This window comes from Citrobacter sp. wls714 (assembly GCF_005281025.1).
GTDB classification, from domain to species: Bacteria; Pseudomonadota; Gammaproteobacteria; order Enterobacterales; family Enterobacteriaceae; genus Citrobacter; species Citrobacter werkmanii.
In genome coordinates this window covers 143,619-167,223 of the sequence record NZ_SZWZ01000029.1, presented here as the reverse complement: position 1 = coordinate 167,223, position 23,605 = coordinate 143,619, and the positions used below count along the sequence as shown (strand labels likewise).

Genomic DNA, 23,605 nt, shown 5'->3' with positions numbered 1-23,605 from the left:
CTTAAGGGAGAACATGAGCGGGAAATAGTTGTTTTTGTGCAAAATTTCTCATAAATGACTTAAGTCATTTGGCATGATGGCTCCTATGCCAGTTATTTACTGATAAATGAGCAATGAAAATTTTTTCATTTTGCAAATGGAGCCAGATCACAAAATGGACAAAAGGCTAAAAATTACCGAAATCGCAGCCCGTACTCAGCTCTCAATCAGCACGGTTTCTCGCGTGCTGGCGGGGAAGGCCAACACCAGTGAGAAAGCACGGGCAAAGGTGTTGGCATGCGCGCGGGAATTAGGGGTGATTGAAGGCATGGCGGCCGGGCGTTTGCTGCTTAACTGTCTGGTTGTTTTTGCCCCGCAGCGGGCGTTTGACGAGCGGTCCGACATCTTTTACTACCGCGTGATCCAGAGCGTGAGTAAAGGCCTGGCGTCCCACGAAGTCCGCCTGCGCTACTGCGCGCTGGAAGAGAACGACAGCGATGCGCAGTTGTTTCTGGCGCGAATGAACGAGCCGGACACCCAGGCCGCCATTCTTCTCGGTATCGACGATCCTCATATCCACGATCTGGCGGTGGATGTCGCTAAACCCTGCATGTTGATTAACTGCCGGGACCGGCACATGCGTCTGCCTGCCGTCGCGCCGGACCATCGCGCCATTGGCGAACGGGCGGCGGAATATCTGTTTGAAATGGGGCACCGGGAGGTGCTGAATGTAATGTGTCTGCGCCGCTACACTATGGAGCTGCGCCTGTCGGGGATCCGCGACGCGTGGCAGTCACACAACCTGAAATTTAATGACCTGCGCGATCTGCTGGTGGTGCCGAGCTTTAGCGCTCGTGAAACGGAGGAGCTGGTAAATGCCTGGCTTATCGAGCGGCATGGTAAGGATCTGCCGACTGCATTTTTAGTTGGCGGCGATTTTATGGCGGCGGGTACCATCAGTGCCCTGCAAAAACACGGCCTGCGCGTACCTCAGGACGTCTCTGTCATGAGCATCGACGGCTTTAATCTGGCGGCAATTCAGGATGTACCCTTAACCGCAGTTCATGTTCCCCGTGATGAACTGGGAACGGAAGCGTTATATATGCTCCAGCAGCGGCTGATGCGCCCGGATGCGCCGGTGGGGACGTTGTTGCTTAACGGCATGCTGGCCGTACGGGAATCAGTACGGCGGATACGTCAGGGGAAACGACGCACCGCCGTGGATCGGGAAGGACTGTACGACAGCTAAGCAATACCCAGCGCACGCTTACCGTGGATATTCAAATCCTCCAGCGTGAAGCGTCCTTCCCAGTCAGTTTCATAATCCTCGCGCGGGAAATCACCCGGTGACGCGCCTTTTTCCAGTGCGGCCTTCACTTTATGGGCATAAGCCAGATTCTTTTCGCACATCGGTGCGGCAGGGATGTACATCACATTGCCCCAGCCCTGCTGATTTTCCACCGGCGCGACGGAGTGGATCACATCGCAATGCCACCAGACGGAGTCTCCGGCGTCCAGTTGCGGAATACTGGTTAACGCCTCTATCAGCAGCGGATGCCATTGCGTGGAAATCGGCAGAACTCTGCCGGGCGCGACGCCGCAAAGCTCATCTTCCGGCACATCGTCAAGCAATGGACGTAATAGCACATAGGCCATCGCTTCAGGAATCGGGACTACGTGCAATAATCCCTGACCTGGCAACATATCGGAGAGTGCCGTCCAGCCCTGGAAGGTACGAAATACTGAACATTTAGTGGTGTTATCTACCGTGTACTCTTCAACTTCTGTGCGATGCGCCGCCTGCCATGGATCGTAATCTTCCAGCTTGCCATTGAAAACATTAGCAAAGACCTGCTGATATGCCGGCAGAAGCCAGCGCTCCAGCGCGCCGGAATCCGTATGCGCGCCCAGCCCTTTGGACGTTGTTCCCGGCGGACGACGACGTATGCGGTCAGGATAGATGACGCTGATGTCCGGGTTAAACCATTGTTTCCCTTCGCTTGTAAACGTCCACAGGCGATTAAGGAATGACTGCGCATTGGCCATTTCTTCGCTCTGGCGGGCCTGCATCTGCGCCTGGGACCAGTAGATGGGGTAGATCTCCGGGCGGGATGCGCTGAGGGTGCCAAAAAAGTTATCACCGGGGCCTTTGTAGACCTCATCAAAATGGTTGCGATCCAGGTAATCGAGCATCGACTGGTCCCATGCCAGCGCCTGTTCGCGGGGGAAATGCGCCTTAATGACCGCGCATCCGCGACGCTTAATCTCTTCACGCTGCTCGGCGCTTACGCGTCCCGCTTTGATATCCGCATAGGACAACGTTGGCCAAACCGGGGAGCCTTGCGCTTTGAGGGCGTTGATTTCCGCCACGCGAGTGGCAATGGCATCGCTCAGCTGATTGAAAATCAACTGAACATCCCCAAGCTGTGCCCGCAGCTGCTGTTTCATCTGACGGATTGCCGCTTTGTGATCGGCGGGCAATGTGTCGCTGGTAAACGTAAAAGCCATAACCACCTCGCATTAACTTTCATTCGAAACTTATTTAACTTACACATGCAATATAAGTTAAAAATAAGTTAATGCAAGTTTAAAAACTTGATGGTGGGCACGGAATGAATAAAGAGTGAAAAACCGGAGCACGCCCCGGTTAGCAGGATCAGACGTTAAAAGGAGATGTGTTATCCAGCACCGCCTGAATCACGTTCAGCGCGCCCTGATGGTTATTGTCGTCGGTCTGATAGCGGGCAATCGCTTTAATGCTCTCTGCCGCATTGGCCATGGCGAAAGAGTAATGCGCCATTTTCAGCATTTCTGCATCGTTGCCGCTATCGCCAATGGCGACGACGTTTTGCGGAGACAGGTTCCAGCGTTTCAGCAGGCGACTGATACCGTTGGCTTTATGTAAGCCCGGAATAATCAAATCGATAAACCCAAAGCCGCTGGTGACGGGCTTCATTATGCCATCCAGAGCAGTATGCAAGTGATCGATAACCAACGGGATTTGTTGGTCGGGTAAGTTCAGAGAAAACTTAAACAGCACATCATCAATGTCCTGATAATCTTTCACCGGTTTCAGGCGATGATAGTGTTTCGACATCAATGCCACGAAAGGCTCTGGGGCATTCTCGCTGACGTAGGCACTTTGCAGACCACAGGCAACAAAATTGAGCTGCTTGTCTTTGAGGAGTTCGCCAATAACAATGCGTGATTCGTGACGGGTGAGCTCACCGTGAAAAAGCTGCTTGCCATGCTCATAAACCAGCGCGCCATTCTCAGCGACAAACGATATTTCGTCTTTAAGCTCCGGGAAAAAGGAGATCAGCTGGAAATACTGGTTGCCGCTGGCCACGACAAATTCAATATCTCGTTTTTTCAGTTCCTGATACTGCGCCATAAAACGTGCACGATCGTATTTCTTGGCGTCGTCGAGAAAAGTTCCGTCCATATCGGTGACGATAACTTTGATGGTCATACTTGCTCCTGGCTCATAACTGCGACCAGAAACATTCTAATAACAATGTGACCTGAAGCACAAATTTAATTTCGAATGAAAGTAAAAGGCCGGGTGGCAGTTTCGCCTTACCCGGCTAAGGGGGAAATATGTAGGCCCGGTAAGCGCAGCGCCACCGGGCGGGGGAGTTACAACATGTGTTCAGTACGGGCGATGATATCGTCCTGTGCATCCGGAGACAGGGCGGTGAAGAAGGCGGAATAGCCTGCGACACGCACCACCAGGTCACGGTATTGATCCGGGTGTTTTTTTGCTTCCAGCAGCGTTTCACGGGACACAATGTTGTACTGAATATGCCAGCCTTTGTGCTCTTCAAAGAAGGTGCGCAGCAGGATCATCAGTTTTTGCTTATCTGATTCATTCTCCAGCGTGGCCGGATTCAGCTTCTGGTTTAACAACACGCCGCCGAGAATGGAACCGGTCGGCAGCTTACCCACCGAGCCAATCACCGCCGTCGGGCCGAGATGGTCCGTCCCGGAAGCCGGACTTGCGCCTTCAGCCAGCGGGGTGTGAGCTTTACGGCCATCCGGCGTTGCCATGGTTGCCGCGCCAAACGGCACGTTTGCGGAGATAGAAGAGGTCCCGGCGTAGTAATTGCCGCCAACCGGACCGCGACCATAACGTGGATTATGATACTGTTTCAGTTCATCGATATAAGTCTGATAAGCGCGGGCCAGCAGTGTATCAACGGAATCGTCATCGTTGCCGTACTTCGGCGCGCCGTTGATCAGTCGTTGACGTAATTGCTCGTGGGTCAGACCGTCAAAATCATCAGCCAGTGCTGCAGCCAATTGCTGCTGGCCGATAGCGCCTTGATCGAAGACCAGTTTCTTCACAGCCGCCAGACTGTTGCCGAGGTTGGCGATACCCACCTGCAAACCTGATACCCAGTCATACTTCGCGCCGCCTTGCTTAATGCTTTTCGCGCGTTCGATACAGTCGTCTACCAGCGCCGAACAGAGAATATCGTGTACGTTCTCTTCCAGCATGGTGTCAACGACATACTCGATTTCAATGGATTTACGGGTGTAGTAGCGAATCTGTGTATCCCAGGCGTCCATCACTTCATCGAAATTGTTGAAGTTGCCAGCCGAGAGCGCTTTTTCCTGCGGCAGGAAGACTTTGCCGCTGGTGGCATCGCGTCCGCCTTCCAGCGCCGCCAGCATCACGCGGGCAAAGTTAATAAAGCTCATGCCGGTACAACGGTAGCCCCATTTGCCGCCAACGGCGGTTTCGATGCAACCAATGGCCGCATAGTCATAGGCGTCCTGCGGTTCAATACCAAGCTTTATAAATTCAGGTATGACGATTTCATCGTTGTTAAAGGCTGGCATCCCGAAGCCGCAGCGAATGACCTGCACACAGGCATCAAGGAAATCGTTACTCATCCCCGCGTGATAGCGCACGCTCAGGTTAGGCTGAGTAGAGCGCAGGCGACCGCAGGATTCCAGAATGGCGTAAGAGAGCGGGTTGACGGCATCCACCGCTTGACCGTTAACCAGATTCTGTCCGCCAATGGTCACGTTCTGATACAGCGGGCTGCCCGCCGATGCTTTGGAGTGGGAACCGGAGCGGATTTTGTTCACTTCCAGCAGCTTCAGCCAGCAGCTGTGCAGCAGCTCAATGGCGTGCTCGCGATCCAGCGACTGATTCAGCTCCACATCACGACGGTAGAAAGGATAGAGATACTGATCCATGCGACCAAACGACACTGAATGGCCGTTCGATTCAATTTGCAGGATCAACTGGATGAAGTAGCACAACTGCAGCGCCTGCCAGAACGTTTTTGGCGGCTCATGGGCAATCACATCACAGTTTTCCGCCATGGTCAGGAGTTCCTCGCGACGGCTGGCGCGGGTCTCCGAGGATGCCATTTTACGTGCCAGGGTAGCAAAGCGCTCAATGTGCAGACTGACGGCCTCCAGCACGATATCTATCGCTTTCAGGAACTGATCGCCATGGAGGTCTTCCAGACATGTCAGATTGATACGGGAACGACGTTCATCGACTTTGTGGCGCAGGCCGTCGAGACCTTTTTCCAGCAGCAGCGGGAAGTTTACCGCCAGGTGTGCGTCGCCGGAGGTCATGTTGCCTTCGGCTTTGATAATGCCGGTTTCCAGCAGACCTTTCTGCTCATCGGTGAACATCCCGTAGCAGCGATCCTGCACGGTCTGACCACGCCACCACGGACATACCTCGTGCAACACACGTTTATTCTCTTCGCTTACCGAGAAGCCTGCGCCAGGTCTGTCGGCGAGGTCATCGATCTCTTTTTCAATCCAGGAGACGGTGTATTCCGGGAAGATCGGCGCGGCGCGCACTTCGCTCGCCTGGTTACCAATAATCAGTTCGTCATGCTTAATCCAGATGGTACGTTCCGCCAGATGATGGGCCAGCGCCAGCGCGCGGCGTACCGGGATTGGCTTATCCAGATGTTGTTGATACATCTCGGTATAGTGCTGGGCGCGCTCGGTGCAAACCGGCGGCTTCACGATGTGGATCAGGGCTGTTTTATGCGCTTTGATACGGTCGCTGAGTGTGTCCAGTTTCAGAGTGGTCATGGCGATTATCCTCGTAGGGTCGCGGTTAAACCTTTATGGCGGGCATACTGCTGAGCAAATTCGAGCAGAGCTGGCGCCTCAAGCGGTTTATCCGGTGCGTTGTAGGGTTGACTGAGTAAGTGGTATTTATTGATGCCCAGGGTGTGATAGGGCAAAAAATGGATCTCCCCGACGTGAAGCTCGTCGGCAGCAAAATCGGTAATAGCCTGGATGGCGGCTTCGTCAGCGTTGAAACCCTGAATCAGCGGTACGCGGATAATCATTTTTTTACCCGCAGCGGCCAATTTTTTCAGATTGTCTAATACACGAGAGGCACTGCCATCGGTCCACTGTTTAAACGGCGCGTCGGCGACATGTTTTAAATCGGCCAGGAACAGATCAATGTAAGGTAATGACGGCTCGATATACTTCCACGGCACATGCAGACAGGTTTCGACCGCCGTATGAATGCCCGCGTCGTGGCTGGCTTGGAATAATTCTGCCGCCAGTTCTGGCTGCATAAACGGTTCGCCGCCCGAGAGGGTGAGCCCGCCACCGCTACGATCGTAAAACGGTTTATCACGCAGTACGGTCGCCATGATGTCATCCACGCTTTTTACCTCTCCGCAGACGGTCAGCGCCTGGGTTGGACAGCAGTCCGTCAGCGCGGCGAAATCGTCATCGGTCAGTTTTTCGCGATAAATAAGCAGACCGCTCAGCGCCCGCTCAATCACCGCGGGTGCCGCCTGAGCACAGAGATCGCAACCGTCGAGACACAAACGTGCGTCGTAGAGCAGGTCCTGTGTGCGGGCGCGGCTTTCCGGATTCTGACACCAACGACAGCCGAGGGAGCATCCCTTAAGGAACACCACGGTACGGATACCGGGACCATCATGCGTGGAATAGCGCTGGATATTGAAAATCATAAGCGGCCTCTTTTCTTTCGTATAAAGATTAAATTACTTTCGAATGAAAGTTATATTGACGTGCGTCAACTAACCGTGAGGTTTCGCCGTGCTACCTTTTATTCATGCTAATTATTCGTTTGAGGAAAGGTTATGGAACTCTATTTAGATACGTCGGATGTTGCCGCTGTCAAAGCTCTGGCGCGTATTTTTCCGTTGGCCGGGGTGACCACTAACCCCAGTATTGTGGCGGCTGGTAAAGAGAGGCTGGAAGTGTTGCTGCCGCAACTGCAGGAAGCGATGGGGGGACAAGGCCGTCTGTTTGCGCAGGTGATGGCGACGACCGCCGAAGGTATGGTCAGCGATGCGCGTAAACTGCGGACAATCATTGCAGATATCGTGGTCAAAGTACCAGTGACGGCAGAAGGTCTGGCGGCGATTAAGCTACTGAAAGAAGAAGGGATCCCGACGCTGGGTACCGCGGTATACGGTGCTGCTCAAGGGCTGTTAGCGGCGCTGGCAGGAGCGGAATATGTTGCGCCATACGTAAACCGCGTGGATGCGCAGGGGGGAGATGGTATTCAGACGGTGACCGATCTGCAAACCTTACTGAACATGCATGCGCCGCACGCCAAAGTACTGGCAGCCAGCTTCAAAACGCCGCGTCAGGCGCTGGATTGCCTGCTGGCAGGCTGCGAATCCATCACGCTGCCGCTGGACGTCGCTCAGCAGATGATTAGTTCTCCGGCTGTGGATGCGGCGATTGTGAAGTTTGAGCAGGATTGGCAGGGGGCGTTTGGACGGACGTCGATCTAGTTTTAGGTCGGATTACTCCGGCATATTTGCGTATGTGATTCCGTTAAAATGAATCTGTTGCAGTTAAGAGCAATAAACTGCGAATCCCCCTCGTAAAACCGGTAAAGCCTGCATGCTACCCGTCATCGCGACGGGTACAGTCACGTCATCATGTTTATCAGGTGACGGACCGCCATGAAAAAAACACCTACAGCCACACCGCACGATGCGCTGTTTAAAACATTTTTAAAATACCCTGCCACAGCCCGTGATTTTATTGAAATTCATCTTCCTCCCACGCTACGGGCGCTTTGTGATCTGGCGACGTTAGAACTGCAACCCACCAGTTTTATTGAAGAAAACTTACGCGCATATTATTCAGATGTGCTTTGGTCGATGAAAACCAGTGAAGGGGAGGGTTATATCTATGTCGTGATTGAACATCAAAGTCGTCCTGATGTGCATATGGCGTTTCGCCTGATGCGTTATGCGATAGCGGCAATGCAAAGCCACCTTGACGCTGGGCATGCCCGCTTACCGTTAGTCGTGCCGATGCTGTTTTATCATGGCGTCGATACGCCTTATCCCTTCTCTTTATGCTGGCTGGATGAGTTTGATAATCCGCTCCTGGCGCGCCAGCTTTATCTGTCGGCATTTCCATTGGTGGATATTACCGTGATCCCGGATGAAGAAATTATGCAGCACCGGCGTATCGCACTGCTGGAACTGATTCAATAGCATATTCGCCAGCGCGATTTATTAGGACTGGTGGACAATCTGGCTACGCTGCTGGTTACAGGAAGTGCTAATGACAGCCAGCTAAAAGCGCTGTTTAATTATCTGCTAATCCAGCATGGTCACAAACCGCGCTTTGGGCGATTTATGCGTAAGCTGGCGCAGCAGGTACCCGAACACAAGGAGCGTACAATGAATATTGTCGAAAAAATACGTAGGGCAGGGCAGCGAAAGGGGCTACGGGAAGGGATGCGTCAAGGCCGGGTTGAAGGTCGCCGTGAGGAAGCGCAGCGCATTGCCCACTCAATGCTGGCCGATGGTCTCCCACGGGAGCTTATCATGAGAATCACCGGACTATCAGAGGAAGATATTAAATCTTTGACGCATTGACTGTATGTTAGTACAGCCCCGGAAAATAAATGCCGCCGGGGCTTACAGTTATTGCCCGCACACCTCACAGCCAGGGTTACGCATCAGCTTCATTTCGCGAAACTGGCAGGTCATGGCGTCGTACATGACGATTTTTCCAGATGCGGGTTTACCGTAGTTTGCCAATAATTTAATGGCTTCCATAGCCTGTAATGAGCCGATCACGCCGATTAGCGGAGCCATTACGCCAGCTTCCACGCAGGTGAGGGCATTTTCACCGAACAGGCGGCTCAGGCAACGGTAGCAGGGTTCGCCTTCCTGATAGGTAAAGACGGTAATTTGCCCTTCCATGCGGATTGCCGCCCCGGAAACCAGCGGAACCTTTGCGCTAAAGCATCCGGCATTAAGCTGATTGCGGATACTGACGTTATCCGTACAGTCCAGCACCAAATCGTGTTCGGCGATCAGCGCGTGAATTTCGCTATCATCCAGCAGCGCATTCACTGGCGTAATGGTGATATAAGGGTTAATCCGCGCCAGCGCGTCGCGGGCGGACAGCACTTTCGGTTGCCCTACGGTTGCATCGCTGTGCAGCGTCTGGCGCTGGAGGTTCGACACGGAAACGGTGTCAAAGTCGAGCAGCGTTAAATGCCCGATGCCTGCGCCTGCCAGGTATTGGGTCGCGGCGCAACCAAGTCCCCCCAGACCAACGACCAGTACCCGCGCCTCCTTGAGCGCTTCCTGGCCTTCAAAATCGAAGCCGCGCAGAATGATTTGCCGGTTATAGCGCATCATCTCCTGGTCGCTGAGTTCCGCCATTACAGGCCCCCAAACAGCGCGTTAAACGGCTCGACTTCAACCCACTCTCCGGCTTCAACGTTGCCGCGATCGCGTTCCAGCACGATAAAACAGTTGCCGAGGCTAAAGGAGCTAAAAATATGCGAACCCTGGTGTCCGGTGGTGGTGACTTCCAGTTCGCCTTCTGCGGTGCGCTGCAATACGCCACGTTGAAAATCCAGACGTCCTGGCGTCTTCTTCAGACGTGACGCGGTGCGCACGCGTTGGCGAGGAGGCAACCCACAGCCCGTGTTGCCGCTGAGTTTCGCCAGCATTGGTTGCACCAGTTGATAAAAGGTGAGGGCTGCTGACACCGGGTTACCTGGCAGACCGCAAAACCAACTGTTGCTTAGTTTGCCAAAGGCAAACGGTTTGCCCGGTTTGATGGCCAGCTTCCAGAAGGCAATTTCTCCCAACTCTTCCAGAATGGTTTTGGTGTAATCCGCTTCACCGACAGAAACGCCACCGGAGCTGATAACGACATCGGCCTGGCTGTCGGCTTCAATAAACGCCGCGCGCAGGGCGTTGGGATCGTCGCGAATAATCCCCAGGTTGATCACCTCGCAGCCCAACTGTTGCAGCATCAGGTGAACGGCCAGACGGTTGGTGTCATAAATCTGTCCGTCGCCCAGCGGTTGACCCGGCAGTTGCAGTTCATCACCAGTGGAAAACAACGCCACGCGGACTTTGCGCACAACAGGCACATCAGCAATTCCGAGCGAGGCCAGAACCGGGAGCTCGGCGGTTGTCAGGCGGGTCCCGGCGGGGAAGACGACTGCACCGTTCGCAATATCTTCACCGCGCAGACGAATATTTTGTCCGCTGCGGACTTCGGCGGTAAAACGCACACCGTCGTCGGTTTGTTCCGTTTGTTCCTGCATGACCACTGCTTCACAACCGGCAGGCACCGGAGCGCCGGTCATGATGCGGATACAGGTCCCCGCGGGCCATTCGCCGTGAAAAGACTGTCCGGCAAAGGCTTTGCCTGCTACCGCAAGCGGCAGACCCGAGCGTAAATCATCTAATCGCACCGCATAGCCATCCATTGCCGAGTTATCGAATCCCGGTACATCAATGGGGGAAACGACGTCGGCGGCCAGGATACGGCCAAAACATTGAACCAGCGGCAGCGTTTCGACGGCGGTGAGCGGGGTAATGCGCGACAGCATCTGAGAGAGAGCCGTTTCAAGCGGCATCAGTCCGGCGGTAAATTCCATGAGAAGACTCCTGCGGGGCAAAATCGAATCCGGCTATTATGTCAGAAAATGGCCGCGGACAGTATGCTACCTCAGGCTTAGAATCAGATCTGATCAAGGTTTTATGCCAGAGGATAGCGACACAGGAACAATGCAGTATAGACTCAATATTTCCGCTCTTTCCCCAGGGGGCTAAATGGCTACTACAATCCCGGAGGCAATTCGACGACAGGTGAATGCCGCCAGCGCGCTCATCCGCCAGGTTTTCGAGGAGAATCTCGTTGCTATTCATCTGTATGGTTCTGCTGTCGAAAGCGGTTTAAAACCTCAAAGCGACATCGATTTGTTGGTCACCATACGGGAACCAATGGATGCCCGGTTAAGAGAAACCGTAATGCGGGAATTGCTGACCATTTCAGCGCCGCCCGGGACCTCAGAACGTTACCGCGCGCTGGAAGTCACCGTTGTTCTGTTCTCGCAGATCATGCCGTGGCGATTCCCTCCCGTCAGAGAAATGCAGTTTGGTGAGTGGTTGCGTGATGATATTGGTGCCGGCGTATTTGAACCGGCGCTGGCGGATCCTGATCTTGCCATTTTGCTGACCCAGGCCCGGCGCGCCAGCGTACCGTTATTCGGTGAACCCGCTGATATATTATTCAACGCCATTCCTGCCAATGATGTATTGGAAACGTTTCGACATACCCTCGAACAGTGGCAAAAACCGGCAGATGTAGAGGGTGATGAGCGCAATATCATGTTGGCTTTGGCGCGTATCTGGTACAGCGTCGTTACTGGCGATATTGTCGCAAAGGATGAGGCCGCGTCGTGGCTCATGCCGCAATTGCCCGTTGAGCATGCTGGCACGCTGCAAGCTGCATGTGCGGAATATCTGGGGTTAACCAAAACGAACTGGGCTGAATCTATGCCGTCAGTACAACGATTTGTGTTTTATGCAAAAAAAGAGATTACCGATCTGCTTGAATAGGCTATTCAATGTCGTCGGGGATCTCATTCCTGTTTACTCTATCTGTATGACCTGATGGTATCGATTATGAGGTGCAGGCCTTTACCTTTACATGACGTCTGCATCTTTCTATATTCAAAAATCGAATCAATAAGTCACCGAAATTCTGATATTTATAACCCCCGGAACCAGTCACCTTAATGGACGAAAAAATGGGTAAAGCAGTTATTGCAATTCATGGCGGTGCTGGGGCTATTACCCGCGCGCAGCTGAGCCAGGAGCAGGAGTTGCGCTACATACAGGCGCTGTCCGATATCGTCGAAACCGGTCAGCGGATGCTCGAAGAGGGGCGTAGCGCACTGGATGTGGTGACCGAGGCCGTGCGTCTGCTGGAAGAGTGCCCGCTGTTTAATGCCGGAATTGGCGCAGTATATACCCGTGATGAAACCCATGAGCTGGACGCCTGCGTGATGGACGGTAATACCCTGCAAGCGGGAGCCGTCGCGGGAGTAAGTCATCTGCGAAATCCAGTTCTCGCGGCACGCCTGGTGATGGAACACAGCCCACACGTGATGATGATTGGTGAGGGGGCAGAGAATTTTGCTATTGCGCAGGGTATGGAGCGCGTTTCGGCGGATATTTTCTCGACGCCAGAACGCTACGCTCAATTGCTGGCGGCGCGAACGACGGGTGAAACGATGCTGGATCATAACGCTACCCCACTGGATGAAAATAACAAAATGGGTACCGTGGGGGCGGTCGCGCTGGACATGTTTGGTAATCTGGCGGCGGCGACATCGACCGGCGGGATGACCAACAAATTGCCGGGCCGGGTGGGTGACAGTCCACTGGTTGGTGCCGGCTGTTATGCCAATAACGCCAACGTGGCGGTTTCCTGCACCGGAACCGGAGAAGTCTTTATTCGTGCTCTGGCGGCTTATGACATTGCGGCGTTGATGGACTATGGCGGCCTGAGTTTATCTGAGGCGTGCGAGCGTGTGGTGATGGAAAAATTACCGGCGCTGGGCGGCAGCGGTGGCTTAATTGCTATCGATCATGAGGGTAACGTCGCCTTACCGTTTAATAGTGAAGGCATGTACCGTGCCTGGGGATACGCGGGCGATACGCCAACCACCGGTATTTATCGGGAAAAAGGAGATACCGTTGCCACACAGCGATGAGCTTGACGCCAGTGACGTACTGGCAGTGAGCAACCTGAACATTACCTTTGAACAGGAACAGCAGCGTGTCAGTGCGGTGCGCAATCTGTCATTTCGCCTCAAGCGTGGCGAAACGTTGGCGATAGTTGGCGAGTCCGGTTCAGGAAAGTCGGTCACGGCTTTGTCGCTGATGCGTCTGATTGAACAGGCTGGCGGCGAGGTGAGCTGTGATGAAATGCTCCTCCGCCGCCGCAACCGCCAGGTGATAGAGCTGGGTGAACAGAGCGCATCACAGATGCGCCACGTGCGCGGCGCGGATATCGCGATGATCTTTCAGGAGCCAATGACATCGCTTAATCCGGTGTTTACCGTGGGTGAGCAGATCGCCGAGTCTATCCGCTTACACCAGGGGGCCAGTCATGAAGAGGCGATGCTGGAAGCTAAACGGATGCTCGATCAGGTCCGTATTCCTGAGGCGAAGGCGATTTTATCGCGCTATCCACACCAGCTTTCCGGCGGCATGCGCCAGCGCGTGATGATCGCTATGGCGCTGTCGTGCCGCCCTGCGGTACTGATTGCCGATGAGCCGACCACCGCGCTGGATGTCACTATTCAGGCGCAGATCCTGCAACTGATAAAAGTGTTGCAACAGGATATGTCTATGGGGGTGATCTTTATTACCCACGATATGGGGGTGGTAGCGGATATTGCCGACCGTGTGCTGGTGATGTATCAGGGTGAGGCGGTAGAAACCGGTAGCGTTGAGCAGATCTTTCATGCTCCCCAGCATCCCTATACTAAAGCGCTGCTGGCAGCCGTACCGCAGCTTGGCTCCATGAGCGGACAAGAGTATCCGCGCCGTTTTCCACTTATTTCTTTACACGATCCCAGTCATGTCGAACCGCAAACCGAGCAGGACACCGTGGTTGAAGGCGAGCCTATCCTACGGGTGCGCAATCTGGTGACACGTTTTCCTCTGCGCAGCGGCATTCTTAACCGGGTAACCCGTGAGGTGCACGCGGTGGAAAACGTTAGCTTTGACCTGTGGCCGGGAGAAACGCTCTCGCTGGTGGGCGAGTCGGGCTGCGGCAAGTCCACCACCGGGCGGGCGTTGTTGCGCCTGGTTGAGTCTCAGCGTGGAGAGATCATCTTCAACGGACAGCGTATTGATACCCTGGCCGCCAGCAAACTGCAGCCGCTGCGCCGGGATATTCAGTTTATCTTCCAGGACCCTTATGCATCGCTCGATCCTCGCCAGACGGTGGGATATTCCATTTTAGAGCCGTTACGGGTGCATGGATTACTGCAAGGTGATGCGGCTGCAAAACGGGTTGCCTGGCTGCTGGAGCGCGTAGGATTGCTCCCTGAGCATGCCTGGCGCTATCCGCACGAGTTTTCCGGCGGTCAGCGTCAGCGTATCTGCATTGCCCGGGCTTTGGCGCTCAATCCCAAGGTGATCATTGCCGATGAGTCGGTCTCGGCTCTGGATGTCTCGATTCGTGGGCAAATTATCAACCTGTTGCTCGACCTGCAGCGCGAAATGGGGATCGCATATCTGTTTATTTCCCACGATATGGCGGTAGTGGAGCGGATCAGTCACCGTGTGGCGGTGATGTATCTGGGGCAGATCGTCGAGATCGGCACCCGGCGGGCGGTATTTGAAAATCCACAGCATCCGTATACGCGCAAACTAATGGCGGCAGTACCCGTTGCCGATCCATCACATCATCGCCCCCAGCGCGTGCTGTTGTCGGATGATATCCCCAGCAATATCCGCAAGCGCGGCGAAGAGATTTCCCCCGTGTCATTACAGTTAGTTGGCCCGGGGCATTATGTAGCGCGTCCACAACAAGAAAATGCGCTTTCGCGTTTATAACAGGCAGACAGGGTTCAAGGAGAATAACATGACAAAAATTGTTGCTCGAAAATGGCTGGTTGCTGTGGGAGTGGCCTCGGCGCTGGCCGCCGCACCGGGCTGGGCCGCCAAAGACGTGGTGGTGGCAGTGGGATCTAACTTCACCACGCTCGACCCCTATGACGCGAACGACACGTTGTCGCAGGCGGTAGCAAAGTCGTTTTATCAAGGACTGTTTGGCCTTGATAAAGAGATGAAGCTGAAAAATGTGCTGGCGGAGAGTTATACGGTTTCTGATGATGGCCTGACTTACACCCTTAAGCTGCGTCAGGGTGTGAAGTTTCAGGATGGCACTGACTTCAACGCCGATGCGGTCAAAGCTAACCTCGATCGGGCCAGTAATCCGGAAAACCATCTGAAACGTTACAATCTGTATAAGAATATCGATAAAACCGAGGTTGTCGACCCATCGACGGTGAAGATTACGCTGAAACAGCCGTTCTCTGCCTTTATCAATATTCTGGCGCATCCGGCAACGGCGATGATTTCTCCCGCCGCGCTGGAGAAATACGGTAAGGAGATAGGTTTCCACCCAGTGGGGACCGGGCCGTACCAGCTTGATACCTGGAATCAGACGGATTTTGTGAAGGTTAAGAAGTTCACGGGCTACTGGCAGCAAGGGCTGCCAAAGCTGGATACGATCACCTGGCGTCCAGTGACCGACAACAACACGCGTGCGGCCATGCTGCAGACCGGCGAAGCGCAGTTTGCCTTCCCGATCCCTTACGAGCAGGCGGCGCTACTGGCGAAGAACAAAAACCTGGAACTGGTGGCCAGTCCGTCTATCATGCAACGTTATATCAGCATGAACGTCACGCAAAAACCGTTCGATAACCCGAAGGTACGTGAGGCACTGAATTATGCCATCAACCGTCAGGCGCTGGTGAAAGTGGCTTTTGCCGGGTACGCGACGCCTGCCACCGGTGTTCTCCCGCCATCGATTGCCTATGCGCAAAGCTATACGCCGTGGCCTTATGATCCAGCGAAAGCGCGCGAGTTGCTGAAAGAAGCGGGCTACCCTAATGGTTTTACCACCACGCTGTGGTCTTCGCATAACCACAGTACTGCACAGAAAGTGTTGCAATTTACCCAGCAGCAGCTGGCGCAGGTGGGCATTAAGGCTCAGGTAACGGCGATGGACGCTGGTCAGCGTGCGGCGGAAGTTGAAGGTAAAGCGCAGAAAGAGAGCGGAGTGCGGATGTTCTACACCGGCTGGTCTGCGTCTACAGGGGAAGCGGACTGGGCGCTGTCGCCGCTGTTTGCATCACAAAACTGGCCGCCAACCCTGTTTAACACGGCGTTCTACAGCAATAAGCAGGTGGACAGTGATCTAGCTGCGGCTTTGCAAACCAACGATCCAGCGCAGAAAGCGAAGCTGTACAAAGATGCGCAGGATATTATCTGGAAAGAGTCGCCGTGGATCCCGCTGGTGGTGGAAAAACTGATTTCGGCGCACAGTACCAGGTTGACCGGATTTTGGATCATGCCGGATACCGGATTTAGCTTTGATGATGCGGATTTAAAATAAGCGATGCATTCGGCCCCGTAATGCAGGGGCCGGCGAAGGGAGCGTGATGCTTAACTATGTTTTCAAGCGCCTGCTGGGGTTGATTCCAACGCTGTTAATTGTGGCGGTGCTGGTGTTTTTATTTGTTCACATGCTACCCGGTGATCCGGCCCGGCTGATTGCCGGACCGGAGGCTGATGCTGAGGTGATTGAACTGGTGCGTAAGCAACTAGGTCTGGACCAACCGCTGCATATTCAGTTCTGGCATTACATGACCAACGTGTTGCAAGGCGATTTTGGAACCTCGATGGTTTCTCGTCGCCCGGTTGCGGAAGAAATTGCCAGCCGTTTTATGCCATCGCTATGGCTGACAATTGCCAGTATGGCGTGGGCAGTGTTATTTGGTATGACGGCGGGGATTATCGCCGCCGTATGGCGTAATCGCTGGCCGGACAGGTTAAGTATGACGCTGGCGGTCACCGGGATCTCTTTTCCGGCCTTTGCGCTCGGCATGCTGCTTATGCAGATATTTTCTGTTGAACTCGGCTGGTTGCCCACCGTGGGCGCTGACACCTGGCTGCACTATATCCTGCCGTCAATCACGCTGGGGGCGGCGGTGGCAGCGGTATTGGCCCGCTTTACCCGCGCCTCGTTTGTTGATGTGCTCAGTGAAGACTATATGCGCACCGCGCGAGCTAAAGGAGTGAGTGAAACCTGGGTGGTGTTAAAACATGGTCTGCGGAACGCGATGATCCCGGTGGTTACCATGATGGGACTACAGTTTGGCTTTTTGCTTGGCGGCTCAATTGTGGTTGAGAAGGTGTTTAACTGGCCTGGGCTTGGACGACTGTTAGTGGACTCAGTCGAAATGCGCGACTACCCAGTGATACAGGCCGAGGTGCTGTTGTTTTCTCTGGCGTTTATTCTTATTAACTTAGTGGTGGATGTACTCTACGCCGCCATTAATCCGGCTATCAGGTACAAGTAAGGATGCGATTTTTTAACTGGCGCCGACAGGCGATTTTGAATGCGATGCCTCTTGTTAAGCCAGAGCAGATACGCACGCCGTGGCATGAGTTCTGGCGTCGTTTCCGTCGCCAGCGCATGGCGCTGTTCGCGGGATTATTTGTCCTTGTACTGATTATGGTGGCGATTTTTGCCCGCTGGCTGACGCCATTTGATGCCGAAAACTACTTCGATTATGACCGTTTGAATGACGGACCGTCGATGTTGCACTGGTTTGGCGTTGACTCCCTGGGACGGGATATCTTTAGCCGTGTGCTGGTTGGCGCGCAAATCTCGCTGGCGGCTGGAGTCTTTGCCGTATTTATTGGCGCGGCGATTGGCACGGTGCTGGGGTTGCTGGCGGGATACTACGCAGGCTGGTGGGATCGACTGATTATGCGCATCTGCGATGTACTGTTCGCCTTTCCGGGGATTTTGCTGGCGATTGCTGTGGTGGCGGTGCTGGGAAGCGGTATTGCCAACGTGATTATTGCCGTGGCTATTTTTTCCATTCCGGCCTTCGCGCGCCTGGTGCGCGGGAATACGCTAGTGCTGAAGCAGCAGACCTTTATTGAATCTGCCCGCAGTATTGGTGCCAGCGATGCAACCATCATCTTTAACCATATTCTGCCGGGAACGGTCTCATCGATCGTGGTCTTTTTTACCATGCGAATTGGCACGTCGATTATCTCTGCCGCGAGCTTGTCATTCCTGGGATTGGGCGCGCAGCCGCCGACCCCGGAGTGGGGTGCAATGCTCAATGAGGCGCGGGCCGATATGGTGATAGCACCCCACGTGGCAATTTTCCCGGCGGTGGCGATATTTCTGACGGTGCTGGCGTTTAACTTACTGGGCGATGGTCTGCGCGACGCGCTGGACCCGAAGATAAAAGGATAAACCGTAGGCCGGATAAGGCGTAACGCTTATCCGGCCTACGTTGGGTTACGCTATTTAAACGCGGGTGCCCCACAGATCGTATTCATCTGCGTTTTCGACCCTCACGCGAATGATATCGCCAGGTTTCACCTTGGTTTCGCCATTCAGGTATACCGCGCCATCGATTTCCGGGGCGTCAGCCATACTGCGACCAATCGCGCCTTCTTCGTCAACTTCATCAACGATAACCAGAATTTCGCGGCCCACTTTCTCCTGCAAGCGTTCAGCAGAGATCTGCTGTTGCAACTGCATAAAGCGATTCCAGCGTTCTTCTTTCACCTCTTCCGGGATTTGGTCTGGCAGGCCATTGGCGCCAGCGCCTTCAACCGGGCTGTACTTAAAGCAGCCGACGCGATCCAGGCGTGCTTCCTTCAGGAAGTCGAGCAGCATCTGGAAGTCTTCTTCTGTTTCACCCGGGAAACCGACAATGAAGGTGGAGCGCAGCGTCAGTTCAGGACAGATTTCACGCCACTGCTTGATGCGCGCCAGCTGTCTGTCGACTGAACCTGGGCGTTTCATCAGCTTGAGAATACGCGGGCTGGCATGCTGCAGCGGGATGTCCAGATACGGCAGGATTTTACCTTCCGCCATCAGCGGGATTACGTCATCAACGTGCGGGTAGGGATAGACGTAATGCAGACGCGTCCAGATCCCCAGTTTTGATAACTGTTCGCACAAATCAACCATGCTGGTTTTGACCGGCTCGCCGTTATGGAAACCGGTGCGATGCTTCACATCCACGCCGTACGCGGAGGTATCCTGAGAAATGACCAGTATCTCTTTCACGCCCGCATCTACCAGACGCTTGGCTTCGCTGAGAACGTCGCCGATCGGACGGCTCACCAGATCGCCACGCATTGACGGAATAATGCAGAACGTGCAGCGGTGGTTGCAGCCTTCAGAAATTTTCAGATAGGCATAATGGCGCGGAGTCAGCTTGACGCCCTGCTCAGGAACCAGACTCTGGAACGGGTTATGCTTTGGTTTTGGCACATAGTGGTGAACGTGCTCCAGAACCTGTTCATAGCTGTGCGGACCGGTGATTTCCAGTACTTTCGGGTGGACTTCACGGATCTGATCGACTTTCGCGCCCAGACAGCCGGTAACGATCACCTTGCCGTTTTCGTTCAACGCTTCACCGATTGCTTCCAGGGACTCCTGAACCGCGCTGTCGATAAAGCCGCAGGTGTTAACGATAACCATATCCGCGTCGTCGTAGCTTGGCACAACATCATAGCCTTCGGTACGAAGTTCGGTCAGGATGCGCTCAGAATCGACGAGGTTTTTCGGACAACCTAGTGATATAAAACCAATTTTTGCCATTTTCTTATACTGTACATTGCTCGTAATCGGGGGATTATACAGATGCCGTCACGGTACATCTATATCTGATCGGCATAAGACCGGGAGAATAAAGACCAATACCTATAAATAGTGGATCGGTTAGCGGAAGGTGTTTAGCGAGTCTAATTCCGGCTTTAAGTGTCACTTCTTGGCTGTAGAAATTAATTAGCATAAATTTTATCTCGTCGAGCGTTATTAATGAGGTTAAATTTGAAAGATATTGTTTTGCAGTCGAAACTTGAAATGGCTAAAACTCTTTATGCTAATGGCGTGAGTTTATATTATATTTCACTGGCCACAGGCTTAAGTTGGCGTGTATTAATGACAGAATTAACGTTTATCGCCAGTCATGAAATTATTCGGCAAAAAACTGACGTTCGCAAACCCAGAGTTTAAATAATTCACCTGTCTATTATCCATCCTGCAAAATTTGAAAGGTAACGTTAATATGTATATTTCGCCACTACCGCTCGCGGCGGACTCTGATGTTGATAAACTGAGAGATGATATTGCTAATAAACTTTTATTTACTATTGGCAAAGATCCCGCCATCGCCACGAAACGGGAGTGGCTTAATGCGACGTTATATGCGGTTCGCGATCGAATGGTCGAGCGCTGGCACCGTTCTAATCGGGCACAATTCTCTCAGGATGCGCGCCAGGTTTATTATCTGTCGATGGAATTTTTAATTGGCCGTACGCTGTCTAATGCATTGCTCTCGTTAGGTATTTACGAAGAAGTCAGAAGCGCGCTGGAGGCAATGGGGCTGGAACTGGAAGAGCTAATTGACGAGGAAAATGATCCCGGACTTGGAAATGGCGGTCTCGGACGACTGGCGGCCTGTTTCCTTGATTCTCTGGCAACGCTTGGTCTGCCGGGATGCGGATACGGCATTCGCTATAACTACGGTATGTTTAAACAAAATATCGTTGATGGCGTGCAAAAAGAGTCGCTGGACTATTGGTTAGAATACGGTAATCCGTGGGAATTCAAACGTCATAATACGCATTATAAAGTGCGCTTTGGCGGGCGACTGCAACAAGAAGGGAATAAAACCCGCTGGCTAGAAACTGAAGATATTCTGGCGGTGGCCCATGACCAGATTATTCCCGGCTATGCGACGGACACCACCAATACATTGCGGTTGTGGAACGTTCAGGTAAATAGTGAGGTCAATGCGGGCAAACTGAATCAGCAGGAAGACTTTGCTACGCAAATGGAAAACAAATATCACTTCGAGAGGATCTCGCGAGTTTTGTACCCTGATGATTCGACCGATGCAGGACGTGAACTGCGTTTACGCCAGGCCTATTTCCTGGCCTCGGCCACGATTCAGGACATCCTGAGCCGTCATTATCAGTTGCACCGCACATACGATAATCTGGCCGATAAAATCGCTATCCACCTCAATGATACGCATCCGGTGCTGGCGATCCCTGAGCTGATGCGTTTGCTGATTGATCATCACCAGTTTAGTTGGGATAACGCGTTTGACGTGACCTGTCAGATTTTTTCTTATACCAACCATACGTTGATGAGCGAGGCGCTGGAAACCTGGCCGGTAGAAATGTTAAGTCGACTTTTACCGCGTCATTTGCAGATTATTTTTGAGATTAACGACCGCTTCCTGAAGACGTTACAGGAGCGCTATCGCGATGATAGCGAACTGCTGCAGCGCGTATCGCTGATTGATGAATCTAATGGGCGCGTGGTGCGCATGGCCTGGCTGGCGGTGGTTGTCAGTCATAAGGTAAATGGCGTATCGGCGTTGCATTCAAAGCTGATGACCGACTCCCTGTTTGCTGACTTTGCGCGTATCTTTCCTCTGCGTTTCACCAACGTAACCAATGGTGTCACGGCGCGGCGTTGGCTGGCGTTGGCTAATCCTCCGCTTGCCAATGTGCTGGATGAGAATATTGGCGAAAGCTGGCGGACCAAATTAATGCAATTGGGCGAGTTAAAGCAATACATAGATTATCCGACGGTGAATGAGGCGGTGCGCCGGGCGAAGTATGAAAATAAGCAGCGATTGGCGCAACATATTGCCGCCCATTACGGCGTGGTGGTGAATCCTGATGCGCTGTTTGATGTGCAGGTGAAACGTATTCACGAATACAAGCGGCAGCTTATGAATGTGCTGCATGTGATCACGCGCTATAACCGGATTAAAGCCGCGCCGGATGCCAACTGGGTTCCACGGGTGAATATTTTTGCCGGAAAAGCCGCCTCGTCTTATTACATGGCGAAGCAAATTATCCGCTTAATTAATGATGTGGCGCAGTTAGTCAACAATGACCCGCAAAAAGGCGGCAAACTAAAGGTGGTTTTCATCCCGGATTACAGCGTCAGTCTCGCACAGCTAATTATTCCTGCTGCCGATCTGTCAGAGCAAATTTCCCTGGCCGGGACGGAAGCCTCCGGGACCAGCAATATGAAGTTTGGTATGAATGGCGCGTTGACCATTGGTACGCTCGACGGCGCGAATATTGAAATGCGCGAGTACGTTGGGGAAGATAACATCTTCATCTTTGGTAATACGGCTAATCAGGTTGAAGCCTTACGACGCGATGGCTATGACCCGCGACGCATCTTTGAAAATGATGAGGAATTGCACCAGGCGCTGACGCAAATCGGTACGGGTATGTTCAGCCCGCAGGAGCCCGGACGTTACAGAGACGTGCTGGATTCATTAATCAATTTTGGCGACAACTATCAGGTGTTGGCGGATTACCGCAGCTATGTGAACTGTCAGGATGCGGTGGATGAGCTGTATCGAACACCCCGGGAGTGGACGACCAGGACGTTGCACAATATTGCCAACATGGGGTATTTCTCATCTGACAGAACGGTGCAGGAATATGCTGATCATATCTGGCGCATAGCTAAAATTCACGTATAGCAATTTCCCTAACGCTGGGCCTCCCTGGTTTTCATAACAGGGAGGCGGTTTGCAAATCGGCGAGTATGGGGGAGAGGATCTTATGGGTATTGCTGTCTTTGCGCGATGAAGCAAACACACTAAATTGCGGCAGGGGAAACGGCGTGTTTATTTTTTTCAGCCCATACAGATGAGCATGTGTTGCAAATACCTTTTCCGGGATCACCCCTATACAATGGGTATTGGACACAATCGTCAGTATCGCCGTAAATGATGAGGTCAGCAGGCAGCGATCCCCGGATCTGAATTTTTTATCCACAATACTGCGATGGTAAATGATTTTTTCATTCTTGGTATTATAACCCACCAGGTTCGCGTTTCTGAATTGTGCTTCGCTAATGGAACTACCGTATAAAGCGTTATTCTGCGACGCTACCAGTACCAGGCGCATATCGCATATTTTCTGGCATGAAAGGCTTGCTGACTCAACGGAAAAAGTTGAAAAAACGACATCCGCCTGGCGCATATTCAATAACTCAATAATGCTCTGTTCATTCAGGTCGGCGGTGAGGTGCAGGAGACTGATATCGGCGTCGGTATCGATTATTCTCGCGGTAACATCGGGAATGACGATAGGGGATATAAAAGATTCCGTATAGAGCGTTAGCCTTTTTTTGGCGGCAGGCGTGGAAAGCGGCATCAGCAACGACAGTTTGTCGATAATAGGGATCGTATTATCATAAAGCTCATCAGAGTAGACCGTCGGTAACAGCGCATTTCCGCTGCGGACAAACAGATTATCCCCCATCATTTCGCGCAGTTTTCTCAAGGACTGGCTGACGGCAGAGGGTGAGATATTCAACATGTCAGCGACTCGGGAGATGCTGCCTACGCTATAGATCAAACAGAAAATCGTCAGCAGATTGAGATCAATTTTTGATAGTGTGCGAATTTTCTCTGCATCATTTGCTTTCGACATAGACCCCTCATAATCAGCACTTCGGCAGTAATCACATCAGGTATAGCAAA

Annotated in this window: 18 protein-coding genes and 1 pseudogene; 11 read left to right on the top strand and 8 right to left on the bottom strand. The window is 53.0% G+C overall.

The window, feature by feature from the left end; genetic code table 11:
• Positions 1 to 154: 154 nt before the first annotated feature.
• Positions 155 to 1,228: a LacI family DNA-binding transcriptional regulator gene (locus tag FDX11_RS06540; RefSeq protein ID WP_137397652.1), complete on the top strand. Its 1,074-nt coding sequence runs from the start codon at positions 155 to 157 to the stop codon at positions 1,226 to 1,228.
• Here FDX11_RS06540 and FDX11_RS06535 read toward each other — a convergent pair.
• The 4 genes from FDX11_RS06535 to FDX11_RS06520 form a co-directional block, all read right to left on the bottom strand.
• The gene (locus FDX11_RS06535) at positions 1,225 to 2,487 is read right to left on the bottom strand and encodes a DUF1479 domain-containing protein (RefSeq protein WP_042309570.1); all 1,263 of its coding nucleotides are present in this window, start codon (positions 2,485 to 2,487) and stop codon (positions 1,225 to 1,227) included. The two genes, FDX11_RS06540 and FDX11_RS06535, sit on opposite strands and share 4 nt — an antisense overlap.
• Before the next feature lie 148 nt (positions 2,488 to 2,635).
• On the bottom strand, positions 2,636 to 3,451 hold the full coding sequence (locus FDX11_RS06530) for a Cof-type HAD-IIB family hydrolase (protein WP_061381898.1): 816 nt from the start codon (positions 3,449 to 3,451) through the stop codon (positions 2,636 to 2,638).
• 167 nt (positions 3,452 to 3,618) lie between these two features.
• Positions 3,619 to 6,051 (bottom strand): glycyl radical protein, encoded by a 2,433-nt coding sequence (locus FDX11_RS06525; RefSeq protein ID WP_137397651.1) that lies wholly within the window; start codon positions 6,049 to 6,051, stop codon positions 3,619 to 3,621.
• A gap of 5 nt (positions 6,052 to 6,056) precedes the next feature.
• Complete coding sequence (locus FDX11_RS06520; protein WP_137366226.1) at positions 6,057 to 6,956, bottom strand: glycyl-radical enzyme activating protein; 900 nt, start codon at positions 6,954 to 6,956, stop codon at positions 6,057 to 6,059.
• A gap of 132 nt (positions 6,957 to 7,088) precedes the next feature.
• Between FDX11_RS06520 and fsa the strand changes: the two genes are divergently transcribed.
• A complete protein-coding gene (gene fsa / locus FDX11_RS06515; protein WP_042309562.1) occupies positions 7,089 to 7,751 on the top strand; it encodes a fructose-6-phosphate aldolase in 663 nt (220 codons plus the stop codon).
• A 174-nt stretch (positions 7,752 to 7,925) separates the two neighbouring features.
• Positions 7,926 to 8,855 (top strand): annotated as a pseudogene (locus FDX11_RS06510) (Rpn family recombination-promoting nuclease/putative transposase).
• 48 nt (positions 8,856 to 8,903) lie between these two features.
• On the opposite strand, the gene moeB reads toward FDX11_RS06510, so the two are convergent.
• The gene (gene moeB / locus FDX11_RS06505) at positions 8,904 to 9,653 is read right to left on the bottom strand and encodes a molybdopterin-synthase adenylyltransferase MoeB (RefSeq protein ID WP_137397650.1); all 750 of its coding nucleotides are present in this window, start codon (positions 9,651 to 9,653) and stop codon (positions 8,904 to 8,906) included.
• Entirely contained in the window at positions 9,653 to 10,888 is a 1,236-nt protein-coding gene (gene moeA, locus FDX11_RS06500) for a molybdopterin molybdotransferase MoeA (RefSeq protein ID WP_137397649.1), read from the bottom strand. Before moeA ends, moeB begins: the two co-directional genes overlap by 1 nt.
• Before the next feature lie 175 nt (positions 10,889 to 11,063).
• Here moeA and FDX11_RS06495 point away from each other — a divergent pair, with 175 nt between their 5' ends.
• The 6 genes from FDX11_RS06495 (at position 11,064) to gsiD (ending at position 18,315) form a co-directional block, all read left to right on the top strand.
• Entirely contained in the window at positions 11,064 to 11,852 is a 789-nt protein-coding gene (locus FDX11_RS06495) for an aminoglycoside adenylyltransferase family protein (protein WP_137397648.1), read from the top strand.
• A gap of 191 nt (positions 11,853 to 12,043) precedes the next feature.
• Positions 12,044 to 13,012: a beta-aspartyl-peptidase gene (iaaA, locus tag FDX11_RS06490; RefSeq protein WP_042310148.1), complete on the top strand. Its 969-nt coding sequence runs from the start codon at positions 12,044 to 12,046 to the stop codon at positions 13,010 to 13,012.
• Positions 12,996 to 14,867, top strand: coding sequence for a glutathione ABC transporter ATP-binding protein GsiA (gene gsiA, locus FDX11_RS06485; RefSeq protein WP_137397647.1), 1,872 nt, complete (start codon positions 12,996 to 12,998; stop codon positions 14,865 to 14,867). The genes iaaA and gsiA overlap by 17 nt, the downstream gene beginning before the upstream one ends.
• 28 nt (positions 14,868 to 14,895) lie before the next feature.
• Entirely contained in the window at positions 14,896 to 16,434 is a 1,539-nt protein-coding gene (gene gsiB, locus FDX11_RS06480) for a glutathione ABC transporter substrate-binding protein GsiB (RefSeq protein WP_042309552.1), read from the top strand.
• A 46-nt stretch (positions 16,435 to 16,480) separates the two neighbouring features.
• Positions 16,481 to 17,401 carry a glutathione ABC transporter permease GsiC gene (gsiC, locus tag FDX11_RS06475; protein ID WP_042309550.1) on the top strand — a complete coding sequence of 307 codons (921 nt, stop codon included), beginning with the start codon at positions 16,481 to 16,483 and terminating at the stop codon, positions 17,399 to 17,401.
• Between the two features lie 2 nt (positions 17,402 to 17,403).
• The gene (gsiD, locus tag FDX11_RS06470) at positions 17,404 to 18,315 is read left to right on the top strand and encodes a glutathione ABC transporter permease GsiD (RefSeq protein ID WP_061381894.1); all 912 of its coding nucleotides are present in this window, start codon (positions 17,404 to 17,406) and stop codon (positions 18,313 to 18,315) included.
• Between the two features lie 54 nt (positions 18,316 to 18,369).
• Here gsiD and rimO read toward each other — a convergent pair whose 3' ends face one another.
• Positions 18,370 to 19,677: a 30S ribosomal protein S12 methylthiotransferase RimO gene (gene rimO / locus FDX11_RS06465; RefSeq protein WP_137397646.1), complete on the bottom strand. Its 1,308-nt coding sequence runs from the start codon at positions 19,675 to 19,677 to the stop codon at positions 18,370 to 18,372.
• A gap of 231 nt (positions 19,678 to 19,908) precedes the next feature.
• Between rimO and FDX11_RS06460 the strand changes: the two genes are divergently transcribed.
• Both FDX11_RS06460 and glgP read left to right on the top strand, forming a co-directional pair.
• On the top strand, positions 19,909 to 20,094 hold the full coding sequence (locus FDX11_RS06460; protein WP_233639301.1) for a glycine cleavage system protein T: 186 nt from the start codon (positions 19,909 to 19,911) through the stop codon (positions 20,092 to 20,094).
• 52 nt (positions 20,095 to 20,146) lie between these two features.
• Entirely contained in the window at positions 20,147 to 22,597 is a 2,451-nt protein-coding gene (glgP, locus tag FDX11_RS06455; RefSeq protein WP_137397645.1) for a glycogen phosphorylase, read from the top strand.
• Positions 22,598 to 22,628: 31 nt separating this feature from the next.
• On the opposite strand, the gene FDX11_RS06450 is transcribed toward glgP, so the two are convergent.
• Positions 22,629 to 23,555: a LysR family transcriptional regulator gene (locus FDX11_RS06450; protein WP_042309545.1), complete on the bottom strand. Its 927-nt coding sequence runs from the start codon at positions 23,553 to 23,555 to the stop codon at positions 22,629 to 22,631.
• Positions 23,556 to 23,605 lie beyond the last annotated feature (50 nt).